Here is a 23,041-nt window from a genome sequence, read left to right as displayed (position 1 = left end):
AAAAAACAACTTATAATTTATATAAAACTGAATATTTTTCTGTAAATATCATTTTAAACTAAATATTTTATCGAGTTTTCACCATTATACAAAAGAATATATTACATAATAAAGAAAAATGCTAAAATTATTTACAATTAGTATTGATTACAAAAAAGGGGATTTTATCATGCCTTATTTTTACGTCTTTTTACTATTACTAACGAGCTTATTATGGGGAGGAAATTTCGTCGTTGGAAAATCACTCGTCGATCATGCATCACCGATGACACTGACAAGTTTAAGGTGGCTGATTGCGATTGTTTGTTTATTACCAATGGTATGGTTTAAAGAAAAGAAAATCCTTCCACCACGTACCGCGATACTTCCGTTAATATTCATGGGAATTTCAGGAGTCGCTCTTTTTAACATCTTTCAATTTTTAGCATTAGAAAAAACATCCGCTACGAATGTAGGTCTTATCTCTACATTGAATGCAATTTCAATCGCATTATTTTCAGTATTATTTCTAAAAGAAAAAATAAATACACTTCAAATCCTATCCATGATTCTTTCATTCTTCGGGGTCATCCTCGTCCTATTAAAAGGTGATTTCTCGCTTTTATTTTCACTACATTTTAATAGCGGTGATTTATGGATGATTGCAGCAGTTTGTATTTGGGGAATCTATTCTGTTTGTAGTAAATGGGCAACAAAAACAACTACACCACTTATGGCAACGTTGTACTCTGGTATTTTCGGCGTTATTTTATTACTACCGTTCAACATAGGTAGCTTCACTGTTTCAAATATAAATACTTCTTTCATCACATCACTTTTATATACTGGGCTTATTTCGACAGTTCTTTGTATGGTATTTTGGAATATTGGCGTACAAAAATTAGGCGCAACTACATCAGGTATTTTTCTAAACTTCAATCCAATTTTCACAGCCATTTTAGCATTCATATTCCTCGGAGAAGAATTAACGTGGATACAAATTTTAGGGACAGTTGTCGTTGTAACAGGATGTTATTTATTTTCTCATTTCAAAACTGTTGCCGTTCAGCCAACTAGACCTTTAATACGAAAACATTCTTAATGAAAAAACATCGTCATCTAGGTTGGCGATGTTTTTATTTACTCTTCATTTCTCTTATATACTGCTTTTCCTCTTCTGGCGATAAACGTTCCGTCGCCTTGCCAGTATCTCCACCTTGAAGGCTCCATAAAAAGTTATGCTCCTCAACAGTTTGAGAAAAATCTCCTTTTTCCCACCTATTTATAATAGAAAATAACTTCATTTTATATTGAAAACCTGTACTATTTTCAATATCTCTTTTTACATTAGAAATTTCCTTTTTTGTCATCTCTACAAATCCCCATTTTTCAGAGGATTTTACCTTTTGGTGCACCATTTTATGCATAGTAGAAATAATTTCACCTTCACTAATTTGCGGAGCTTCTTCTGCAGCTTTTTTCTCTTTTTCGTTTGCCGCTCGCTCGGTTTGAATATTTTTATTTTCTTTTTCCACATATGCAAGCAATTTCTTTCCGCCAACTATAGACGAGAAAATTACTATAATTGTAATGCATATACCTACGATCCATTTAAAAAGCATTATCTCTTCATCGCTTCCCTAACAATATGACTATCTACATATTGCTTAAACTTCACGATTTTTCCGTTCTCAAGTTGCCATACATGAACAAATTCTGCTTCAAATGATTTTCCTGTTTCTTTATAAACTCCAGAATACATACCTTCAGCAATAATTACATCTTTTCCGTTTACTTCATGATATGTATTTACACTTGCTTTATAATCATCCCATTCTGATCCTAAACGGCTAAATACATTTTCCATTATAGCTTCTACGCCTTTATATGTTCCGCCGTACGGAAAACCTTCTGCCTCTGTCCATTCCACTTTTTCAGAGAGGGCTTCTGCTAAATGCTTTGCATTCGAAGAAGCTGATCCTTCATACGTGCTTTGAATAATTTCTAAATTTGATTTAGGCATATTACTTCCTCCCGTTTATTTATTTTTACACAAGACGTAACCAATGCAGTTACATCTTGTGTAAAAAAATATTTAAATTGTTTCATTCGTAATTCATCAGTTGTAATCATTATAGTTACAATAATTCTTCAAGTCAACAATTTATAAATAAAATTTACTTCGTTTTCATTACTTTCTCTTTTAAGAAACGATCTACATATCCTTCTGCTTTTACTACGAATAAATACGCACCCATTGATAATAATGCAAGATCTAATTCATATCCTGGATTCTTTCCATCTCCTAATAAACCTGCTGCTCCATTTACCTTTACGATAGCTCCAGCTAAAATAAGAGCGAATAACAATCCTACATATCGTACACCTAAACCGATAATTAATAATATACCACCAACTAATTCAACTGTTGCTACGCCATATGCAAGGCCACCTGGTAAACCGATGCTTGTAAACCATCCTGCTACGTTATCGATACCTGATTGAAACTTTGCTAAACCATGTGCAAAGAACGTAACTCCTAACACGATACGAATAATTAAATTCCCAATATATTGATTCATTTTGAACTCTCCTTTTTGTTTTGTTATGGTGAACTTTTATTTACAAGTCAAAACAATACGGTATTTTATTTCATTCGTCAAATACTTTTTTAAAGAAAACAAAAAACATTATCCGTTTTACGGATAATGTTTTCTTACAAAATAGCGCTAATTCAAGCTTTTATTCTATCGCATAGAAAAAGTTGAAACATTTTTCCAGCGCCAATATAAGGCAGCAAAGAAACGTCCTCTTCCACAACCATTCCAACAACATTCACTTTCTCATCTACAGGTAAATCATGTGTGGCAACTTGCATCTCCCCTGCATATCTACCATACAATTCATTATCAATTGTAATACTCCCTTTCTTTCTTACAATTGTATGCATCGGCTTTATCACCACTCTATTTCCTTCCCTTGATTCTACAGATCGAATAACATCACGAGCCGGATCTAGTCTATTTGTATGCACTTGCTCTACCACTTTTAATACTTCTTTATCAGTTATAAATGATTTGTAACGCAATGGAATAATCCCTCTACTTGCACTAGCTACTTCTTGCATACTTTCTAAACTTGCGCTTATATCTCCAATCAATACTTTATCAACACCACAATCTTGAACAAGTTCTAAGTACGCTTCAAGCGGGCGCATATTGCGATGTTTTTCTAACGTTGGTAACCCTTCATATAACGGACCACGTTTTTCCGCATCTCCTGAAATAAATGCCATCGTCTTTATTCCGCACTTCTGTAAATATTGATTTTGTTTTTGTAAGAAAGACTTTGCTAGTCCTGTCTCTGGGCGCGGGTAAAAATTATGCCATGCTTCTACATTCTCTACTCTTATATGTTCTGCAAGTAATTCTTTCCAAAATGACTTTGTAATCGTACTCGCATTTAAAGCTACTTTCATCTTATGAGATACGCTTGTAATTTCTTTTGGCGCAATGCCGTAATCCATTCTTAAACCGGTAATGCCCCAGTCCAATAGCTCTTCCACATTTTCATATGTTAGCCCTAAATGGTGTAACGATTTTGGAGAAACATCAACCATTAGCTCCATCTCATGTGCAAGAGCTTTTTTCCCTAATATTTGAATTAACTCTTTATACGTATTTGGATCATCTTCTGGAATGTGCAGTGATGTAAAAATAGATGTAAACCCATTTTCCTTCGCTACTTTTAGCCACTCTTCTTGTTTCTCTACTCGTTCTTTTGAAAGATAAATGGAAACTCCGATCATATAAATCTCCCTCTCTATTAATAGAAAAAGAGAAAGGAATCCCTTTCTCTATATGTTTTCTGCCATTTCTTCTTTAAATCCGAAGAAGTACGTAAAGATAAATCCGAAAGCATATGCAATTACTAAACCTAAGAAATATAGTAAATATTTATTGTCAGCAATTAACGGAATTAAAGATAGCCCTGATACGCCAATTCCAAGAGAAGCTGTTTGCATAACTGCTTGGAATGCACCACCGACAGCCGCTCCTAAACAAGCAGTAATAAACGGTTTCCCAAGTGGTAATGTAACCCCGTATAATAACGGCTCACCAATTCCTAAAAAGCCAACTGGCAATCCACCTTTAATTACATTTCGAAGTCGTTTGTTTTTTGTTTTCACATAAATCGCAATTGCTGCGCCCACTTGGCCAGCACCAGCCATTGCGAGTACTGGTAATAAAGGTGTTACGTGTGTTTGATTAATGAATTCCATATGAATTGGTGTTAAACCGTGATGCAATCCGACCATAACGAGAGGTAAAAACGTTCCCGCAAGTACTGCGCCAGCAAATGCTCCGCCAATATTTAAAATAGCATTAATTCCGCTCGTAATACCATCTGATAAGAAACCTGCTAATGGCTGAATGGCTAACATCGTTACGATACTTACAACTAATACAGTAATGAGTGGTGTCACGATAATATCAACTGCATTCGGCACTGCTTTTCGAACTTGTCTTTCCACTACAACCATAAGCCATGCTGCAAAAATAACTGCGAATAATCCGCCCCGTCCGGGCACTAATGCTTCACCAAACAATTTTACGTTTGCCATCGCCGGGTTGAAAATTAAAATACCAGCAATTGCCCCAAGAACCGGTGTCCCGCCGAACTCTTTCGCTGTATTCCAACCAACTAAAATTCCTAAGAATGTAAAGATACCGCCGCCAATGAGTAGTAACATTTGTAACCACGTTGCATTTGGATCAGCACCAGCGTTTTTCGCAAAGTTAGCAACCCCGTTTATAATTCCTGACGCAACAAGTCCTGGAATTAACGGAATGAAAATACTTCCTATTTTTCGTAAAAAGTTTTTCACCGGTGTATTATTTTTCTTCTTAATCTCTGATTTCATCTCTTGCCCAATATCTTCAAGGTGATGATCTGCTACCTCACCAATTCGTAGTCCTGTTAAGCCTTCCATTTCAGCTGCTACTTTATTTACTGTTCCTGGACCAACGACAACTTGAAGCGTCTCATCTTCTATAACACCCATAACACCTTCAACCTTTTTCAAAAGGTCCATGTTTACTTTACTTTCATCATGAAGCGTTAATCGTAGTCTCGTCATACAATGAGCAATACTACGAATATTTTTTATTCCTCCAAGTTGCTCCGAAATTTCCTTGGCCATTCTCTCTTCTTTCTTCATAATAGAATCCCCCTCCCTATTATTTTATAGTGCTTTCTTCACAAACCCTTTTGCGCATTTTAGTTTCTCCAGTGCTTCCCCATATTCGCACTGCAACAACACCATAACAATGGCAGCTTTTACGTTACGTTCTGCCTTTTCATAATACTCTACCGCTACTTCATAACTAGCGCCTGTTGCTTCCACAATAATTCGTTTTGACCGTTCTACTAACTTTTCATTTGTGGATTGAACATCTACCATTAAGTTTTTATATACTTTTCCTACACCAATCATCGAAGCTGTTGAAATCATATTCAACACTAATTTTTGTGCTGTACCAGCTTTTAAACGCGTTGATCCTGTTAATATTTCTGCACCTGTCTCTACTTCCACATTTAACTTTGCATATTTACTTATTTCAGCATTTTTATTACAAGAAATACTCGCTGTACTCGCTCCTACGCTCTGTGCGTATTTCAAGCCGCCAATTACGTAAGGAGTTCTGCCACTTGCAGCAATTCCAATCACTGTATCTTTCTCATTTAATCCAATACTTTTTAAATCTTCTTCTGCTAACTCTTCGCGATCTTCAGCACCTTCCACCGCTTTAGTAAACGCTTTCAATCCACCTGCTATAAATCCTTGCACCATTTTATCATCCGTGCCAAATGTCGGCGGACATTCCACTGCATCTAGAATACCTAAACGACCACTCGTACCAGCACCAATGTAAATTAAACGTCCCTCTTCTTCAAAAGATTTAATAACAGTCTGTACAACCTTTTCAATTTGTTCTATCTCTTTTTCAACTGCTAACGCAACAGTTCGATCTTCTTCATTCATACTTTGCAACACTTCTTTTATGCTCATCTCATCCAAATTCATTGTTTTCTCATTACGATGTTCTGTCGATAAATTTTCTAACATATTGCCACCCTCTTTGAAATTATATTTCACACTTTTATTATAACTTTAAGAAACTAAAAATCAATGACTCTTTCTTATTTTATGAAATAAAATTTCACAACATGACATATTTTTGTCAAAGATCATAAAGTGAAACTTTAATCAGTGGGGGTTTTGTTCATCCCCACTGATTATTAGCCCGCACCAATCGGGCATTAACGGGCAGTTGCTCCCCACCTAACTTTCTTTGCTTCCGCTGAATTTTGAAGTGAGGGTCTTACTGCACGGCAAATAGCGGGATAAAAAAAGATGAGTCTCCTCATCTTTTCTTCTACTTTAACTTCCGTAACCGCAATGCTTCTTCTCGCGTCTCCATAAATTGATTCAATACTTTATTACCAATTCGATTGAAAGTAATCACATATAAAGCATCGATCATATTCAATTGCGTCATTCTCGAAGCAATACTCGCAATACGATGATCTTGTTCTACATCTGGCATACAAAGGCGAATATCCGCTTCTTTATATAACGGTGACGATTGATCTAGTTTCGTAATTCCAATAACAGTTGCACCTTGCCTCTTTGCATACTGCGCCATTTCAAGCACATCTTTCGTTCGACCAGATGTTGAAATCGCAACAAATATATCGCCTTCTTTTAAATTCGTCACAAGCGGCAACATCATATGAAAATCAGATAGCATCATCGCTGTAAATCCGAGCCTTGTAAATTTATAAGCTCCGTCCATCGCCGGAGTAGCTGATCCGCCTACTCCATAAAAGATAATTTTATCGGCATTTACAATACGATCTGCAGCTTTTTCAAGTTCTTTTTTATCTATCGCCGTCACGCTCGCCTCAATTGCAGCTTTATTCACATAAGTAACTTTATTAAATAAATCATACGGTCCATCTTCTGTATTCATCACTGAAAAATCGTTAATATTATAATCAGCAATCGTTAATTCACGAACGAGTGCTATCTTAAATGCTTTAAAACTTCCGATTCCAATCGATTTACAAAAGCGAACGACACTCGCTTCACTTGCGCCTGCATTCGTTGACACTTCTTTCGTCGTTAAATTCGGTACAATCTCTGCATTCTCCATTATGTACATGGCAACCTTCTTCTCAGCTGGTGAAAATTGATCCATATTACTTTCAATTTTAAATAGTAATGTTGAAGCTTTCACTATTTAACCTCCACTTCTTACGGTTGCGTTCACTTATTTTCTCTTGCTTCAAGAAGGTAATAACCATCATCGCCAGGAGGATGAAACACATTTACAATGCGATTCCCTTTTTGATAAACAGTTCTTTCCCCTTCTGTCCACTTCTTTTCCCAACCGTTCATCCAAATCGCAACATCAGGTAAAAAAGCAGTATATTTCAGCTTCTGACCGTACTCACCATCTGCTTCTTCCGAAAAAATAGAAACCGGAAAATCTTTCACTTTTGATTCTTTCCATGCAGTAAATGGTATACATACTGCAATAAGTACGATTACACCGATAACCTTCTCCTTCGTAATCTTCACACTTCCCTCTCCTTGTCATATCACATACATAGATTTTACCATAATTACAAACCCTTCATGCTATATGATCATTGCTTTTAGGAATAAAAAAAGAGCTTACCTACATCAGATAAGCCCTTCCTCTCTATACAAAATATTTCTTCAAAAGTGGCGGTGTAATAATCGTCGTCAATATAACAACAATAACAATCGCTGTGAAATTTTCTTTCGCTAATAAATTCGCCGTAAGTCCATTTGCAGCGATGATAAGCGCTACTTCACCACGTGATACCATCCCCGCACCAATACTAATAGAAGATTGGAGATTAAATCCTGTCAGTCTCGCTCCTAAACCTGATCCAATTAACTTTGTGAAAATTGCAATGAGAGTCATAATAATAATGAACCAAAGCTGGCTTCCAATCCCTTGAAATGTAATTTCCATTCCGATACTTACGAAGAATACTGGAACAAATATTGCATAAGCAATCGGTTCAATTTTATGTTCCACCTCATGCTTATACTCTGTTTGAGAAATAGCAATTCCTGCTGCAAATGCTCCAATAATGCCTGCAATTCCCATCATTTCACTGTAATAAGAAAAAGAGAAGCAAATAATAAGAGCCGCGCTAATTAACGCTTCTGTTACACGAAGCGGGACAAGCATTTTCATAATCCAAGGAACGACTTTCCATGCAATAAAAACAATACTTACAAAGAAAATAATTTTCTTTACGATAACAAGTGTTATATTCACATCTTGCGTTCCTAAAAAACTCATAACAAATGCTAATAAAATAACGACAATGACATCATCAAATACGGCGGCACCTAAAATTGTTGTACTTTCTCTCGTATTCATTTTTCCTAAATCACGTAGCGTCTGCACCGTAATACTAACCGATGTCGCGCAAAGTAATAACCCTAAAAAAATGGCATGGGATTGTATTAATCCAAACAGCAACCCTGTTACATAACCACCGATGAAAGGAAAAATAATTCCACCAGCCGCTACTGCAAATGACGATTTCAAATTCCGATTTAACTCTTCTAAATCCGTTTCAAGTCCCGCCATAAACATAAGTAACAAAACACCAATCTCACTCAGTTCATCAATCAGTTCAGAACTATTAATAATACCGAGTACAGCCGGACCGATAATAATACCGACAATTAACTTACCAAGTACAGAAGGCTGACCAAGTCTCACACTAATGTCACCAGCTAATTTCGTACAAAGTAAAATGACGACAAGTTCAAAATAAAATAACATAGCATCTGCTCCTACTTTAACTTTAATCAGTGGGTCGTTAACCCTCGTCCATTTCTGCAAGTAGTTTCCCCTATTGATCCGCATTTTATTTGTCATATTTTTATTTGACAAAATATTCTGAATTATATTAAGATTAATCCAGCAATTTTAAAAAACTACATACCATAACTGCACCTCCACTTCCTTACTTACTCTTTTTTAATGGGCTCATACTATAGTCGCAGTTATGGAAATGAAAAAACGGGGGGAGAGTCCAAAGTGAAGTCATTATTACGAAAAAAAGCGCTTAGTACTGAATCACCAAAGCAGCTAGATAGAACATTAACTGCACTCGATTTAACGTTTTTAGGAATCGGCGCCGTAATTGGGACAGGGATCTTTGTATTAACAGGTATTGTTGCAGCAAAACATTCTGGTCCTGGTATTATGCTATCATTCCTTATTGCTGCATTTACTTGTGCTTGTGTAGCCTTTTGTTACGCTGAATTTGCTTCTTCTATTCCTGTCTCAGGAAGTGTGTATACTTACGCATATATGACAGTCGGAGAAGTCGTCGCCTTCATCGTCGGATGGTGTTTAATGCTCGAATATTTACTTGCCGTTGCAGCAGTAGCTGTCGGTTGGTCTGGTTATTTACAATCATTACTACAAGGTTTCAATATACACCTGCCCGCCATAATCGCCTCGGCCCCTGGCGTAGGAAAAGGTGGCCTCATCGATTTACCCGCTGTTTGTATTTTACTAATCATTACCGGTCTTTTAAGCTTCGGTATACGCGAAAGCGCTCGCATTAATAATATTATGGTTCTTATCAAGCTAGCAGTTATTATCGCTTTTATCGTAGCAGGCGCAAAATATGTAAAACCTGAAAACTGGACACCGTTCATTCCATTCGGATACGACGGTATTATTACTGGCGCTGCCACTGTGTTCTTCGCCTTCTTAGGATTTGATGCAATCGCAACCGCTGCAGAAGAAACGAAAAAACCGCAGCGTGATTTACCAATTGGTATTATCGGTTCTCTTCTTATTTGTACTGTTTTATATATGATTGTATCTTTCGTTTTAACAGGTATGGTTCCTTATACGCAATTAGACGTTTCTGATCCAGTTGCATTTGCATTGCATTTCGTTGGTGAGGATACAATTGCAGGACTACTCGCTGTTGGAGCGATGACTGGAATGACAACCGTCCTCTTAGTCGTTATGTATGGACAAGTTCGCGTTTCGTATGCAATGAGCCGTGACGGTCTACTTCCAAAAGCGTTAGCACGTGTAAATAAAAGAGTAAAAATCCCTTTATTAAATACGTGGATTACTGGCGTTGTTGCTGCTTTATTAGCAGGCCTTTTAGACTTACATTTGCTAGCGAATTTAGTAAACATCGGCACATTAACAGCCTTTACATTCGTTTGCTGCGCAGTACTTATTTTACGAAAAACACACCCTGATTTAAAACGCGGATTCCGTACACCTTTCGTACCTGTATTACCAGTTGTTGCGATTCTTTGCTGCTTATATTTAATGATCAATTTGTCTAAAACAACATGGATTAGCTTTGCAGTTTGGCTTATAGTCGGCTTATGCTTCTATTTCTTCTACTCTAGAAAGCATAGTCATTTAGCTATTGAAAAAACAAATGATGAACAGAAAAAAGCATAACAAAATAGCTCGCCGATAAAACGGCGAGCTATCTTTCTGTACTATTATATTTTTTCGTTAACGATTGTAAAATGAAAAATATGCCGATGCAAGCTGTAAACCATGCCCAATTTCCTATTGGTGTCGAGTATTTGATCATTCCAATACCCACAAGCACTAAGAAAATAATCACCTGATATATGAGCTTCCACTTTTGCATATATTCCCTCCTTTACTTCGTCCCCTTCTTTTTCTTCTTCCAGGCATTCAAACTATCAAAGAAGAAGTTAATAAATAACGTTCCTAATCCTGCTAATAAAAACGTCATTAAGAATAAAACCCAAATACTTTTATCTTTTAATAAATAATATCCTACAAGGAGCACAACCGCGATCCATACATATTCAAGAATTCTTTTTAGCTTTTTCTGTTCCAAATTATTCGCTCCTTCTTTCTATGCTACTTTTAGTATAACAAAAAAGAAGCCTATCATGATAAGCTTCTTTTCTTCTCTCTTATTTGTTCATACTTTTTTCAACAAGTGAAATCGCATACTCTAATGTACGATTCATCGTTTCTACCTGTGCATCTTTTACTTGCACATCTTGTAATACAGCTTCTGCAACTGTAATTTTTTGTTGCAATGATTTCACTGAACCATCTGTTACATTTACAGCTTGCGTTTTCTTCACTACTGCTTTTGCAGATTCAATATTGATCTGTAATTTTTCTTTCGTTGTTTTTGGTTGTTCTTCTGCCACTTTTGATTGTACGAATGTTACATTAGCTGATTTTAATTCGGTATATGTTTGAATAATTTGTTCCCCAGTACTTCCTACATTTTCAAATGCTTGCTTTGCAATGTTATAGCTTTTCTCTAATTCTTGAAAGGCTTCCTTTGAATATTGACCTGGCTTATCACCAAATTCATACGTACTAACTAACACTTCTTTTACTTTTCCAAGCTCTTCAAATAACGCATTTACTTGCTCTAACTTCGTACGGTTAGAAAACTCATTGTATGATGCTAATACTTCTGAAGAACTTAAAGCTTTACTATATAATTTTGCTAACGCGATTTGTCCATTTAACGGAATACCACCATTTCCGTTACTATCAGGATCCGCTCCAAATGCAAATGGTACGTTCGGGTTATAAACTTTTCCTTGAGCTGGCTGACTATTTACTTTTTTACCATCTACGTAAATTGCCAATTCGCTTCCGTTATACGTTCCTGTTAAATGATACGTTTTGTTCGCTTCTAATTGAACACCAACACGTTTATAGCTACCTCCAATGTGAGCCCATAATTCAACATATCCACTTCCTGTAGACTCAAATCCAATTCCGCCGCTCTCTGTATTTTGCAAAATACCTTGTCCGCGAATTTCATTCATTGAAAATACAGTTTCTAATGTAAACGTATTTACTATTTTCTCTTTTTGTGCTGCTGAAAATGGAAGGTATCCAAATGTATTTGCTTTTCCGTTTAACTTCATAACATTCTTCTTCAATGCTTTATCATATTCAATAGTCACATTGCCCTTCACATCACCTTTTGTACCAAATGGTGAATTGTCTTTAAATGTACCATCTGCAAAGTTTACATCGAAAACATCAGCTTTTGGTACTTTCACATTCGGGTCAATATTATCTTTTTTCGTAGTAATTTCCGCAGTTAACGGCTGTGCGGTTTCATTGCCAAATGAATCAATCGCAACTACTTCAAGTGTATATGCTTTCCCGCCATCTAACCCTGCAAGCGTAAACGTAAGATCTTTCGGCACTGGATCACGATAAAACTCTGAGAATGCTAACAATTTATTTTTTATTTCACCCGTTTGCTTATCTCTAGCCTGCACACGGTAAGAGTGAACAAGGAGGTTGTCCAATGCTTGCGGGAATGTTACTGTTGCCGCATTTTCTGTTACATTTGATACAGCAAGCTTTGCATCTTTAGCAAAGTAAGGCTTTTCTTTATCACGATCTTCTACATGTGTAAATGTTTCTTTCTTTGCTGGTAATTTAATTTTCCAAGGCTCGCCTGTCCAAGAATTCGTATGGAAATCACGGCGATTAATCGTCACTTCTTCTTCATCTACTTCTACTAATAAACCTTGGCTTAACGTACTAGCTCCTGGCGGGATATTCCCTTGTACTTTACCACCTTCAACTTCCATATAACTTACTGAAGATGTACCAACTGATGTAAAGTCTTTTTGATGTATCGATCTCGGATCATCTAACGGATAATGTGAATGACCTGAAAACGTAATAACTTGTGGATATTCTTTTAACACTGCATTAATTTTTGCGCTATCTTGTGTTCCCCATTCCTGACTACCGTACACTGTATCTTTAATATGTTGATGTAAAAATACAAAAATCGGTTTTTCTGGATCATCTTTTTGTGCTTTTGCCATTTCTTCTTTTAACCAATTAATTTGCTTGTCCGAATAATAACCATGTGTTGTTCCATTCTCTGGAGACATAACAAGGAAGTGATAACCTTTTACCACCTTATGATAATAAATTGATTCCATACCTGTTTTTTCTAAGAAACGCTTCTGTGCACCCTCTACGGATAAACCGTTCCAATAATCATGGTTACCGAGAGAATTCATTCGCACTGCATCTTTATTTGCATTTTCATTATACACTTGCATGAAACGATCATATTGCTGCACTGATCCTGTATCTGTGAAATCACCTACAATAACAAACGCATCTTGCTTTGGTGCTAATGTATTAAACTGTTCAATCGCTCTTTTCCAGCGAAACGTATCATCCTTTCCACTATTTTTAATATGCACATCACTTACAACTGGAAAAACTATCTTCTTCTCACTTGATGCCTTTTCTTGCTTTTTCTCTTCCGCCTTGACTGATATACTCCACGGAAATGATACGAATGCTAATACAAAAACCATTAATAATCCAATAAGGCCTTTTACTTTTCTTAAAGCATTTCTGTCCACGTGAATCCTCCTCATAATAATTGATTCATTACAAGGGCTATTTTATCTAATATATGTTAATGTCGTTTAAATAACAAATGAACTTTATTAGATTTTTGTAAATATACAGTTAATTAGAAATTAAGTCCAACATTCCTCGTACTATGGTATACAACCACCTTTTGTCTAAAAGAGTCTAATCATTCTTTTCCTATGACCATTTACATATAATCTTTTCTATAACACTAATGATAAGTTAAGGTTTAAGCCTATTAGACAATCTTAATTTTTAATATTTCCTTCTTTTTTTAACACATCGGCCATGCTTTTACATTTAATAGTAATAAAAGACAACTTAAAAGGAGGGGTTGTATTGAAGAACAAAAAAAATATTGGCTGTTTCGCTCCTTTATCTATCATTTATCCAGACCCTTGTCCACCGCCCCCTCCTCCAAATCCAAATTGTGAACGAGTAACAAATGAATTTGCAGGAAATTTCCTCATAACGAATAACACCATCCCCTCTGTCAAAGATGGATCACAATTAATGATACTGTGGCAAAGTGATGGGATACTACTTATATCAGGTACTGTCTCGGTTTACAATAGTACTAGCAGCACGGAAGCAATTATGATTCAAATTGTTGGAGCAGTAACTAATGTTTTCACTGTGTTTCCTGGTAATACAATATCTTACACAGGAAAAGACTTAGAGTCAGTCAGTATTATCAATATACAAAGTAACCCTTCACTATATTTAGAAGGTAAGTACTGTTGCGAATTTACATGTTGCTTATAGAATACCAATTTCATTGCTTTCTCAATAAAAAAGCATACCATTTACGGTATGCTTTTTTATGAAATCGGATAACGTACAGTAATACAAAACTCTCCTTGATTAACAGTTGTTCCTGTCGTAGTAATTCGAACAGTCGTAAAATATCGGACAGTGAAAGTACCACTACTTTGCGGTTGTACAGTAATTGTATCAATTACTGTAGCTCCAACTAAAAAATCAACTGTAATCGGGTTCGCACCTACATCATATTTCACGTAACCTGAACCATATACTTCTTGCGTGATATTATTTGTATATACAATTTGAGTACCAGCACCTGTAATAGACCAGTCTGTACATACTTGGTCTTGCACAAGTGTTTTATTAGAACAACAAGACAAACTGGAACTTCTCATTCCCATTTCGATCCTCTCCTATTCTGCTATGAAAGTGGATAACGTGTTGTAATACAAAATTCTCCCTGATACGTTCCAGCAGGTGTTGCAGGTAACACAACTTGTATACTATCAAAGCGACGATACGTAAAAGCAATACTCGTTCCTGGGTTTAATGTTTGTGTATCAATTGTACCCCCAGCAGAATCAAGCGCTTCTACAGTAATTGGGCCTGGTCCAACATCATATTTAACAAAACCAGTACCAACTACGTTTTGGTTAATATTATTTGTATAGAGAACATTATCAATTGCTGTTGCAACTACAGTAGCAGACCACGGACTACACACTTTATCTTGCACATAATTTTTATCTGGACAACAAGTTAATGCTGACCCTGAGCACTCACAAGACATAGTTGTTTCCCCTCTCTCTTTTATATTCCCTATATGTGTATGTCCCTCAGAGTCTTTTGCCTGTACTATTCATCTATTTTCAAAAAATATTCAAATGACTAGATAGATTCCGTTTTGTTTCTTTTCTTCATATATTTATAGACAAAGATACTAGCAACAATAAGAATAACGCCTCCTAATATCGGTAGCATATATTGTCCAACAACATCCGCTGCTTTTTCCCAATGCGGACCTAATTTCATTCCAAAATAAACATACAAAGTCGTTAACGGGAACATTGCTACAAATGTATATATACTAAATTTCCATATGTTCATTTTCGCCATACCACACGGAACAGAAATAAGCGTTCGAACCCCTGGTACAAAGCGTCCAACAAATGCTACAACTGGTCCATATTTCTCAAAGAAATCATCTGCTTTTTGAATTTGTTCTTCTTTAATAAAGAAGTATTTTCCGTATTTTATTAATAGCGGACGACCACCATAATAACCAAGTGCGTATAACGTTAACGGTCCTGTCGTTCCGCCAAGTGTTCCAGCTAATACAGCTAGCCAAAAAGTCATATCTCCCTCGTATACCCAATACCCAACCATAGGCAAAACAACTTCTGCCGGAATAAATTCGAACGTTAAAGCCAATACAACTCCAAAATAAGAAAACTGCTTTAAAAACTCGATTATATCTAAAATCATTTGCTCCATATTTTAACTCCTATCCTACGTTTACGTTATGCTTTTCTTGTAATTGAACTGGCGCCATTTTTACAATTCGGTTCAAAATAAATAACACAATTCCAATATCATCTAAAATACCGATAAACGGTAGGAAGTCTGGAATTAAATCAAGCGGCATCGCAACATAACCAACTAAAAAAGCAACAGATAAAATTTTCTTCTTTATTGAAACCTCTTTTGAAGTAAAAAAGTCAAATAGGAATGGAACAAATCGGCGAACATGAAATACAACTCTTAATCTACTAATAAGTTTTTTCATTTTTATATCTCCTCTCTTTGTATACGAAAAGGACCCTACCAAATATGGTAAGGGTCCTCAAAAAGACAGAAAGGGGCCTTTACCATTGCTGGTAAAGGTCTCACTAACAACGAAACGTTGCCAATAAAGCCGAGGGTTTCTCCCTGTAATGACGACTTTACTGTAATAAGTTACTCCCCTTTATACACAATTTTATACACTCACATTAAAATATTTCAGAGGGCTTGTCAATATATTTTATATCCCAATCCCTTTCGTAAAAAACAAAAAACGTATAGGAAATTTCTTACTATCTCATAATATACATAATCATTTTTGAACGAAAGGAGATGTTTCATTTGCATACCGTCTGGAAAGGTGCACTTTCACTTGGACTATTAAATATAGGAATTAAACTATACAGTGCCGTAGAAGAAAACGATATAAAATTTTTAAGCCTCCATAAAGAATGTTTAACACCTATTAAATATAAAAAATTTGCTCCTGATTGTACGGATGAAGAAATTGATGATAACGATATTGTAAAAGCCTATGAATACGCACCTCATAAATATATTATTATGGATGAAAAAGAATTAGCTGAATTACAACAAGCTCTTGAACCACGATCCATTCGTATTATATCTTTTGTCCAAAATAACGAAATCGATTCTGTTCTTTATGATCGCTCTTATTTTATAGGTCCTACCCCAGGACATGAAAAATCGTATTTATTATTAAAAGAAGCTCTTGAACGTACAAATAAACTTGGGCTTATTCATATTTCTATTAGAAAAAAACAACATTTAGCTATTATCCGTAACTTTGAGGATGGTCTTATGTTGCAAACTATTCACTACCCTAATGAAATTCGCGCTATAACAAATACACCTAACTTACCAAGTAACGAAAATTATCCGATTCAAAAACAAGAACTCACAGCAGCAATCAATTTAATCCACCATCTTACAAATCCTTTTGAACAAGAGATGTATACAGATGAGTATAAAGAAGCCCTTACCGAACTAATCGAAAACAAAATTGAACAGCAGGAAAAAACCGAAACCATCTCTCCAGCTCCGAACATCATTAATATTATGGAGACATTACAGGCAAGCATTGAACAAGCAAAAATAAAAAGAGACAATAAAACAGAAAAAGAGGCCAAATAAAATTGACCTCTTTTTCTTTAAAGCGGATTACATTTCGGCATTTCAAGTCCAGACGATTGAGCTAGTTTTAATAAGTAGTAACATTCTTCTCTTGCCATATGATCTGCCATTCTAGCTGATAATGCACTTAATACTTCATGAGATAACTCGAGCTCTTCCACTTCATGTAAAAAATGCGAAAATAATTTCAATTCAAGTGAAACATCTTTCGTAAACTTCTTTAATGCAGGAAAATGATGCAGCTCTGTCCGTAAATACCCTGTCATTTCAACTGCCTTTAAGTAAAATTGTTCAAAATGCTTCGTAAATTCTTCGCTTTTCTCTTTCAATCTTTTTTCAACAAGATCTAATCCACCAGAAATAGAGCCTGCATGACCAGCCGCATCCGTTAACCAAACGAGATGATAATGTAATTCATGAAAAACAGGCGGAACTTCCCCTTTCTTCAAAAACTCTAAAACTGTTATATACTCTTCCACTTCGTTTACCATATGATTAATAAAAGTTGGCGTAAAATGAATAGTAATTTTCCCTTCCAGCTGTTTCTGTATAATATTTAATTTAAACGCCCGAATCTCCTTAGCGGCTTGTTCTGCCTCTTTTGAAAATGCCATCAGATTCACATTCCGAACTTTATTTAACAAATTCGTAAATGTTTCAACAAAGTAAGTAGCTTTTTTTATATCCTCTTTTTCCTTCGGAGCTAATGCATCCAGTAAAAATTGTGCATGATCAGTAAGTACCTTTAACCAAAATTGATGCTCAAACAACGCACTTTCTTCATAATTTCTCTCCACTAAATCCCCTCCGTCTATTCATCCTTCTCTATCACTTGAAGTTTATATCCATCCGGGTCTTGTACCACAATACTCTTCTCACTTTTGTTTTCTGTATATGCGATTTTATAAAATACTAACCTCTTCTTTACATTCCCTATGTTAGAAATTGAAAAGGTTAGAACATCAACTGAGTCCGTAACACTCTTCTCACGCCCGCCCAAACTGCGATTCATCACAAAACTAATTCTCGTTGAATCAGTATCATACCAAACCCCTGTAATATCTAATTGCGGCCTTTCTGAACTAGGTGTTATCCCTAAAATCCCTTCATAAAAATACAGAGTTTCCTTTAAGTTCTTTACTTCCAATACAATGAATTGTTTCACAGTCTCCACATTCATTCCCCCCGTACCTATTACTTTTTTATATGTGTCATAAATGCTCATTATGTCTGAATACAATACGTAGTAATGAACATGTAAGGAGGTTTATTCGTGAATAAATATATGAGATCATTCGTGCCCTATCATAGCCCTCTCGATCCTTGTCCTCCTATCGGAAAAAAATATTATTCTACTCCTCCTAATTTATTTTTAGGCTTTCAACCGCCAAACTTGCCGCAATTCACACCAAAAGAAGCACTACAAAAAGGGACTTTATGGCCTGTTTTTTATGACTATTATGAAAATCCTTATAAAAAAGGGCGGTGACTACTGACGTGAATCAATCGCTACCAGAAGAATACTATCAGCTTTTACTGGAGCTTCAAGAATTAGACTTTGTACTAGTTGAACTCACTCTTTATTTAGATACACATCCAGATGACACCGCTGCGATTAATCAATTTAATGATTTTTCCTATAAACGGAGAGTATTAAAACAAAAGATGGAAGAAAAATACGGACCACTCCAACAGTTTGGAAATAGCTATTCTAATGCCCCTTGGGAATGGAGCAAAGGTCCTTGGCCATGGCAAATATAAAGGAGAGAAACTATGTGGATTTATGAAAAGAAATTACAATACCCAGTTAAAGTGGGAACTTGCAATCCCGCACTTGCAAAATTATTAATCGAGCAATACGGTGGTGCAGATGGAGAATTAGCTGCTGCACTACGTTACTTAAATCAACGTTATACAATTCCTGATAAAGTCATTGGCCTACTTACTGATATTGGTACAGAAGAATTTGCTCACCTTGAAATGATTGCTACAATGGTTTATAAGCTGACGAAAGATGCGACCCCTGAACAAATGAAAGCTGCTGGTCTTGACCCTCATTACGCTGATCATGACAGTGCTCTTCATTACCATAACGCTGCTGGTGTTCCATTTACTGCAACCTATATACAGGCTAAAGGTGATCCAATTGCCGATCTATACGAGGATATTGCAGCTGAAGAAAAAGCACGCGCAACATATCAATGGCTCATTAACTTATCAGATGATCCAGATATAAATGACAGCCTACGCTTCTTACGTGAACGAGAAATTGTCCATTCACAACGTTTCCGAGAAGCAGTTGAAATTTTAAAAGAAGAACGCGATAAAAAAATATTTTTTTAAAACACGTATCCTAGCGATATGTGTTTTTTTATGTTAAAAGTTAAATCCTTCCTATTAAACATATAAATAGTATATTTATTCGATTTAATGCATTATTTTTTAATATTTTCAAAATTCCCTATTGCTTTCTAGTCATCAGACCTTTAAAATAATAACAGTTACTCGACAAATTATTTGAATTTTCGACAAAAACACTCATTAGGAGGATTTTCTTTATATGCATACAACTTTAAAACCAGCGCAAATACTTTCGATTAGTTTATTACTATTCGCAGTTTTCTTCGGTGCTGGTAATATGATTTTCCCGCCCCTTCTCGGTCTTTCTTCCGGAGAAAATATGTGGGTTTCCATTACAGGGTTTATTATTACAGACGTCGGTTTATCTTTACTTGCTATCGTTGCTGTTGCCCTTGCTGGTGGTAGTTTTAACACTTTAGCGAGCCGTGTTCATCCAAAATTCGCAGCAGTATTCGCTATCATTATTTATCTTTCAATCGGCCCACTATTTGTTATTCCACGAACTGGATCTGTATCTTATGAAATCGGGATTGCACCACTTTTCCCAGATCAATGGTATTCTATGTTAGTTTTTAGTGCGATTTTCTTTACAGTCGTTTACTTCTTATCATTAAATCCATCCAAGCTAGTAGATCATATCGGTAAAATATTAACGCCAATTTTACTTGTAATTATTGCAATTATGGCAACAAAAGCGATTCTTTCACCAGGGACGTTTGCAGAACCTATTGGTGACTATAAAGACATCCCGTTTTTCAAAGGATTTCTTGAAGGATTTTTAACGTTAGATGCAATTGGCGCTCTCGTACTATCAACAATTGTTGTAAATGCAATTCGTCAAAACGGTATACAAGAGAAGAAATCTATCGCGAAATATACAATCATTTGCGGAAGTATCGCTGCTCTATTCTTAACAATTGTTTACTTCTTACTCGGTTATATCGGAGCTTCAAACGGAAACTTAGGGCAATTCGAAAACGGTGGTCAACTATTAGCTACTGTTATGTATCAATTCTTTGGGACAAGCGGTAATATTTTATTAAGTATCGCCATTATCTTCGCTTGTTTAACAACGGCAATTGGCGTTGTAAGTGCATTTGCAAATTACTTCACAACAGTGCTAACAAATGTTTCATACAAAAAGCTTGTGCTATACGTTTGTATCTTTAGTTTCGTTATTTCAAACTTAGGATTAAGCTTATTAATTAAAATCACACTACCTGTATTAATTATTTTGTACCCAATTACAATCATTTTAATTTTCGTATCATTTATCGATAAATATACGAAACGTAAACCTTCTGTCTACATCGGAGCGATGATCGCAGCATTTATTATTAGCTGTATTCACGCACTTGATAATGTGGAAATGATACCAGATTTTATCGCTAATATCGTACACACCATTCCTTTTTATAACTTAGGAATTGGCTGGATCATTCCAGCAATAATCGGTGGTATAATTGGATACTTTATTCCGCAAACAGAAGCTGCAGGTGAAGTTTCTACAAAATAAAGAAAAGAAGCAAGCATGAAATCCATGCTTGCTTCTTCTTTCTCTTCACATCGTATGCTTAAAAGTAAATAACTCTTCTTTTGACTGCACAACAGATTGTTCCTCTTCTACAACATCCTTCTTTAGCTCTCCGCCTAACCTTACTTTCAACATCGCCTCTTCTATACTTTTCACAATCATATTTCCTGAAAAAATAGTAAGCCCAAAAAATGTAATTGGGACGAGAGGAATCCATGGATGCACTGTTAATGATCTAAAGTATACTCCAATTAAACCTGACCATTCATGCGTATAAGATTCCACCTCTTTTATAGGTCCACCAAACGTAACAGTCCCACCAAAGAACACTTCAAGTAATCCTAAGTGCAGTAAAATAGTAAGGCTCTGTGTAAACTGTTGAAGAAATACGAGTATAAAAGTCATATAGAGATGCGGAAAAAGATGTTTTATAACAATACGTCTTCTCGATCCGCCTAATATGCGCGCGGCATCAACAAATTCTTCCGTTCGCAATTTACGAACTTCCTTCGCAACATACAGTGCAATAACTGGCATTACAAGCAGTACAAGTAATACCACTTGAAACGAAGCCCTTTCAAAAAAGGTTGTTGTCTCCTCTCCGCTTCCAAATAGATTTGCAAATTGAAGAAAAAAATACGCAATCATAACTGTCGGAATAACTGTGAAACTATCAAAAAAAGCCTCAATCTTTGAAAAACCTCTTCTTACATATGTTCCAAGTACAACACCAAAGAACACACCTATTACCATTCTAAGTGCCGCAATTAAAATAGATATACCAATCGTCCACTTCGCGCCTTCAATAACTAAATGTAAAAGGTCGTATCCTTTCCGATCTGTCCCGAGTAAAAATTGGAATGAAGGTGAAAACGGTGGCACTTGTGGATTTTCATCCGCATCATATTGCAATGTAACTTGTCTAATGTGTCCATCATTCCATAACGTATTTCCGATGCTCAAAAGAACTAATATGAGAAGAAATCCAATACTTATCCAAAATCTTTTATCGCGTTTTATATACATCCACATATTATAATCTCTCCTTCATCGCAGCTGGAATGAAATAATGAAACAGCTTGAATAAAATAAATATCGGGATATATATAAGCAGCATACTAACGATGAAAACCTCAACTCTAATACCCTCATACGATTTCAAAAACATAAAAATACCACCCGTATTAAAAATCCATTCTATAATATATAAATTAGATAACATAAAAAAGATATTCGTTTTCGCAAAGAATAATGTACTAAGCAACACATTTCGTAAAATATGACGATTTAAAATATGAAAGCGCCCCAGCCCTTTCGCCTTAGCAAATAGTACATAATCTTTTTCTAGTTCATTTTCAAAACGAAGCACTACCATTTTTACAAACATAATCGTAGTCGGGATGCTCAAACACAATATTGGCAACCCTCTAATCGACTCGCCTCCAATTGACGCGATTTGAAAAGGTAAAAAACCTGTTTGTTTAAAAAACCATACAACTAAAATTTGTGATACTAAAATAAGAAGAATATCTGGAATGGATTCTAGGAAGATAAGAAATGATTTAATTCGATGTTGTATACGCGTTGAACTACTCATAATGACATAAACAATGCAAAATGCTATAAATAATGAAATGAAAAAAGTAGCCAAAAAAATAATAATCGTTTCTTTATAATGGACGAACAACTGTGGAAATAAAAATTTCCCTTTCACATATTGCAAATTGGAAATATCCATTAAGTTCACAAACACTTCTTTTAAACTCTGTATGTACTTTGATACATCCACCTTAAATCCATAAAATAATTTCGGCAAAGCCCCTAAAATAATAATCCCCAAAATCGAAATAAGAAATTGAATCGTCACTTCCATTCCATTTAGAAAAACTTTTTTGACCACGTTTTCCCTTCTCTCTATATATAATTTATCCTC

At 35.6% G+C, this 23,041-nt stretch carries 28 protein-coding genes; 8 read left to right on the top strand and 20 right to left on the bottom strand.

From position 1 onward, the window contains the following. The first annotated feature begins 169 nt into the window (after positions 1-169). Positions 170-1,081 carry a DMT family transporter gene (locus NST27_RS04240; RefSeq protein ID WP_001146264.1) on the top strand — a complete coding sequence of 304 codons (912 nt, stop codon included), beginning with the start codon at positions 170-172 and terminating at the stop codon, positions 1,079-1,081. A 34-nt stretch (positions 1,082-1,115) separates the two neighbouring features. Here NST27_RS04240 and NST27_RS04235 read toward each other — a convergent pair whose 3' ends face one another. The 9 genes from NST27_RS04235 to NST27_RS04195 form a co-directional block, all read right to left on the bottom strand. Further along, the gene (locus NST27_RS04235) at positions 1,116-1,601 is read right to left on the bottom strand and encodes a PRK06770 family protein (RefSeq protein ID WP_000897980.1); all 486 of its coding nucleotides are present in this window, start codon (positions 1,599-1,601) and stop codon (positions 1,116-1,118) included. Next, positions 1,601-2,002: a nuclear transport factor 2 family protein gene (locus NST27_RS04230; protein WP_001126702.1), complete on the bottom strand. Its 402-nt coding sequence runs from the start codon at positions 2,000-2,002 to the stop codon at positions 1,601-1,603. Before NST27_RS04230 ends, NST27_RS04235 begins: the two co-directional genes overlap by 1 nt. A gap of 154 nt (positions 2,003-2,156) precedes the next feature. Then, positions 2,157-2,561, bottom strand: a complete 405-nt coding sequence (locus NST27_RS04225) for a DoxX family protein (RefSeq protein ID WP_001077751.1) — start codon at positions 2,559-2,561, stop codon at positions 2,157-2,159. 152 nt (positions 2,562-2,713) lie between these two features. Next, positions 2,714-3,787, bottom strand: coding sequence for a DUF871 domain-containing protein (locus NST27_RS04220; protein WP_000580618.1), 1,074 nt, complete (start codon positions 3,785-3,787; stop codon positions 2,714-2,716). 48 nt (positions 3,788-3,835) lie between these two features. Continuing rightward, positions 3,836-5,200: a PTS transporter subunit EIIC gene (locus NST27_RS04215; protein ID WP_000711293.1), complete on the bottom strand. Its 1,365-nt coding sequence runs from the start codon at positions 5,198-5,200 to the stop codon at positions 3,836-3,838. Positions 5,201-5,224: 24 nt separating this feature from the next. Continuing rightward, entirely contained in the window at positions 5,225-6,109 is an 885-nt protein-coding gene (gene murQ / locus NST27_RS04210) for an N-acetylmuramic acid 6-phosphate etherase (RefSeq protein WP_000892349.1), read from the bottom strand. Between the two features lie 310 nt (positions 6,110-6,419). Continuing rightward, complete coding sequence (locus NST27_RS04205) at positions 6,420-7,283, bottom strand: MurR/RpiR family transcriptional regulator (RefSeq protein WP_000648164.1); 864 nt, start codon at positions 7,281-7,283, stop codon at positions 6,420-6,422. Between the two features lie 29 nt (positions 7,284-7,312). Further along, positions 7,313-7,627, bottom strand: coding sequence for a hypothetical protein (locus NST27_RS04200; protein ID WP_000704958.1), 315 nt, complete (start codon positions 7,625-7,627; stop codon positions 7,313-7,315). Between the two features lie 124 nt (positions 7,628-7,751). Then, positions 7,752-8,975: a cation:proton antiporter gene (locus tag NST27_RS04195; protein WP_370940894.1), complete on the bottom strand. Its 1,224-nt coding sequence runs from the start codon at positions 8,973-8,975 to the stop codon at positions 7,752-7,754. 162 nt (positions 8,976-9,137) lie between these two features. Between NST27_RS04195 and NST27_RS04190 the strand changes: the two genes are divergently transcribed. Further along, positions 9,138-10,541: an amino acid permease gene (locus tag NST27_RS04190; RefSeq protein ID WP_000838711.1), complete on the top strand. Its 1,404-nt coding sequence runs from the start codon at positions 9,138-9,140 to the stop codon at positions 10,539-10,541. A gap of 28 nt (positions 10,542-10,569) precedes the next feature. On the opposite strand, the gene NST27_RS04185 is transcribed toward NST27_RS04190, so the two are convergent. The 3 genes from NST27_RS04185 to NST27_RS04175 all read right to left on the bottom strand — a co-directional run bounded on the left by NST27_RS04185 (position 10,570) and on the right by NST27_RS04175 (position 13,498). After that, positions 10,570-10,740, bottom strand: coding sequence for a hypothetical protein (locus tag NST27_RS04185; RefSeq protein WP_001174850.1), 171 nt, complete (start codon positions 10,738-10,740; stop codon positions 10,570-10,572). A gap of 12 nt (positions 10,741-10,752) precedes the next feature. Continuing rightward, positions 10,753-10,956, bottom strand: a complete 204-nt coding sequence (locus NST27_RS04180; protein ID WP_000435800.1) for a hypothetical protein — start codon at positions 10,954-10,956, stop codon at positions 10,753-10,755. A 79-nt stretch (positions 10,957-11,035) separates the two neighbouring features. After that, positions 11,036-13,498 carry a LamG-like jellyroll fold domain-containing protein gene (locus NST27_RS04175; protein ID WP_047385659.1) on the bottom strand — a complete coding sequence of 821 codons (2,463 nt, stop codon included), beginning with the start codon at positions 13,496-13,498 and terminating at the stop codon, positions 11,036-11,038. 352 nt (positions 13,499-13,850) lie between these two features. Here NST27_RS04175 and NST27_RS04170 point away from each other — a divergent pair, with 352 nt between their 5' ends. Further along, positions 13,851-14,276, top strand: a complete 426-nt coding sequence (locus NST27_RS04170) for an S-Ena type endospore appendage (protein WP_000791330.1) — start codon at positions 13,851-13,853, stop codon at positions 14,274-14,276. A 56-nt stretch (positions 14,277-14,332) separates the two neighbouring features. Here the strand turns inward: NST27_RS04170 and NST27_RS04165 are convergent, their stop codons facing one another. The 4 genes from NST27_RS04165 to NST27_RS04150 form a co-directional block, all read right to left on the bottom strand. Then, positions 14,333-14,677 (bottom strand): DUF3992 domain-containing protein, encoded by a 345-nt coding sequence (locus NST27_RS04165; RefSeq protein ID WP_000525814.1) that lies wholly within the window; start codon positions 14,675-14,677, stop codon positions 14,333-14,335. A 20-nt stretch (positions 14,678-14,697) separates the two neighbouring features. Continuing rightward, a complete protein-coding gene (locus NST27_RS04160) occupies positions 14,698-15,066 on the bottom strand; it encodes a DUF3992 domain-containing protein (RefSeq protein ID WP_001277540.1) in 369 nt (122 codons plus the stop codon). Between the two features lie 98 nt (positions 15,067-15,164). Then, entirely contained in the window at positions 15,165-15,770 is a 606-nt protein-coding gene (locus NST27_RS04155) for a DedA family protein (RefSeq protein ID WP_000437069.1), read from the bottom strand. A gap of 10 nt (positions 15,771-15,780) precedes the next feature. Further along, entirely contained in the window at positions 15,781-16,062 is a 282-nt protein-coding gene (locus NST27_RS04150; protein ID WP_000733852.1) for a YkvA family protein, read from the bottom strand. 338 nt (positions 16,063-16,400) lie between these two features. Here NST27_RS04150 and ku point away from each other — a divergent pair, with 338 nt between their 5' ends. Continuing rightward, complete coding sequence (gene ku / locus NST27_RS04145) at positions 16,401-17,213, top strand: non-homologous end joining protein Ku (protein WP_047385656.1); 813 nt, start codon at positions 16,401-16,403, stop codon at positions 17,211-17,213. Between the two features lie 17 nt (positions 17,214-17,230). On the opposite strand, the gene NST27_RS04140 is transcribed toward ku, so the two are convergent. Both NST27_RS04140 and NST27_RS04135 read right to left on the bottom strand, forming a co-directional pair. After that, positions 17,231-18,010 carry a DUF2935 domain-containing protein gene (locus tag NST27_RS04140; protein ID WP_000440975.1) on the bottom strand — a complete coding sequence of 260 codons (780 nt, stop codon included), beginning with the start codon at positions 18,008-18,010 and terminating at the stop codon, positions 17,231-17,233. 14 nt (positions 18,011-18,024) lie between these two features. Beyond that, a complete protein-coding gene (locus NST27_RS04135; RefSeq protein WP_001986206.1) occupies positions 18,025-18,438 on the bottom strand; it encodes a VOC family protein in 414 nt (137 codons plus the stop codon). 48 nt (positions 18,439-18,486) lie between these two features. Here NST27_RS04135 and NST27_RS04130 point away from each other — a divergent pair, with 48 nt between their 5' ends. The 4 genes from NST27_RS04130 to brnQ2 all read left to right on the top strand — a co-directional run bounded on the left by NST27_RS04130 (position 18,487) and on the right by brnQ2 (position 21,090). Continuing rightward, positions 18,487-18,702, top strand: a complete 216-nt coding sequence (locus tag NST27_RS04130) for a spore coat associated protein CotJA (protein WP_001046257.1) — start codon at positions 18,487-18,489, stop codon at positions 18,700-18,702. Between the two features lie 8 nt (positions 18,703-18,710). Beyond that, on the top strand, positions 18,711-18,974 hold the full coding sequence (locus NST27_RS04125) for a spore coat protein CotJB (RefSeq protein ID WP_001076510.1): 264 nt from the start codon (positions 18,711-18,713) through the stop codon (positions 18,972-18,974). Positions 18,975-18,986: 12 nt separating this feature from the next. Further along, positions 18,987-19,556, top strand: coding sequence for a spore coat protein CotJC (gene cotJC, locus NST27_RS04120; RefSeq protein ID WP_000265273.1), 570 nt, complete (start codon positions 18,987-18,989; stop codon positions 19,554-19,556). A 217-nt stretch (positions 19,557-19,773) separates the two neighbouring features. Beyond that, the gene (brnQ2, locus tag NST27_RS04115; protein ID WP_000557552.1) at positions 19,774-21,090 is read left to right on the top strand and encodes a branched-chain amino acid transport system II carrier protein BrnQ2; all 1,317 of its coding nucleotides are present in this window, start codon (positions 19,774-19,776) and stop codon (positions 21,088-21,090) included. Positions 21,091-21,135: 45 nt separating this feature from the next. Here the strand turns inward: brnQ2 and NST27_RS04110 are convergent, their stop codons facing one another. Together NST27_RS04110 and NST27_RS04105 are read right to left on the bottom strand one after the other, a co-directional pair. Continuing rightward, on the bottom strand, positions 21,136-22,140 hold the full coding sequence (locus NST27_RS04110; RefSeq protein ID WP_000266971.1) for an ABC transporter permease: 1,005 nt from the start codon (positions 22,138-22,140) through the stop codon (positions 21,136-21,138). 1 nt (position 22,141) lies between these two features. Continuing rightward, a complete protein-coding gene (locus tag NST27_RS04105) occupies positions 22,142-23,008 on the bottom strand; it encodes an ABC transporter permease subunit (protein ID WP_000239685.1) in 867 nt (288 codons plus the stop codon). Between the last annotated feature and the right edge of the window lie 33 nt (positions 23,009-23,041).

The sequence above is a fragment of the Bacillus sp. FSL W8-0770 genome (genome assembly GCF_038008705.1).
GTDB lineage: Bacteria > Bacillota > Bacilli > Bacillales > Bacillaceae_G > Bacillus_A > Bacillus_A cereus.
This window is presented reverse-complemented; position numbering and strand designations above follow the sequence as displayed.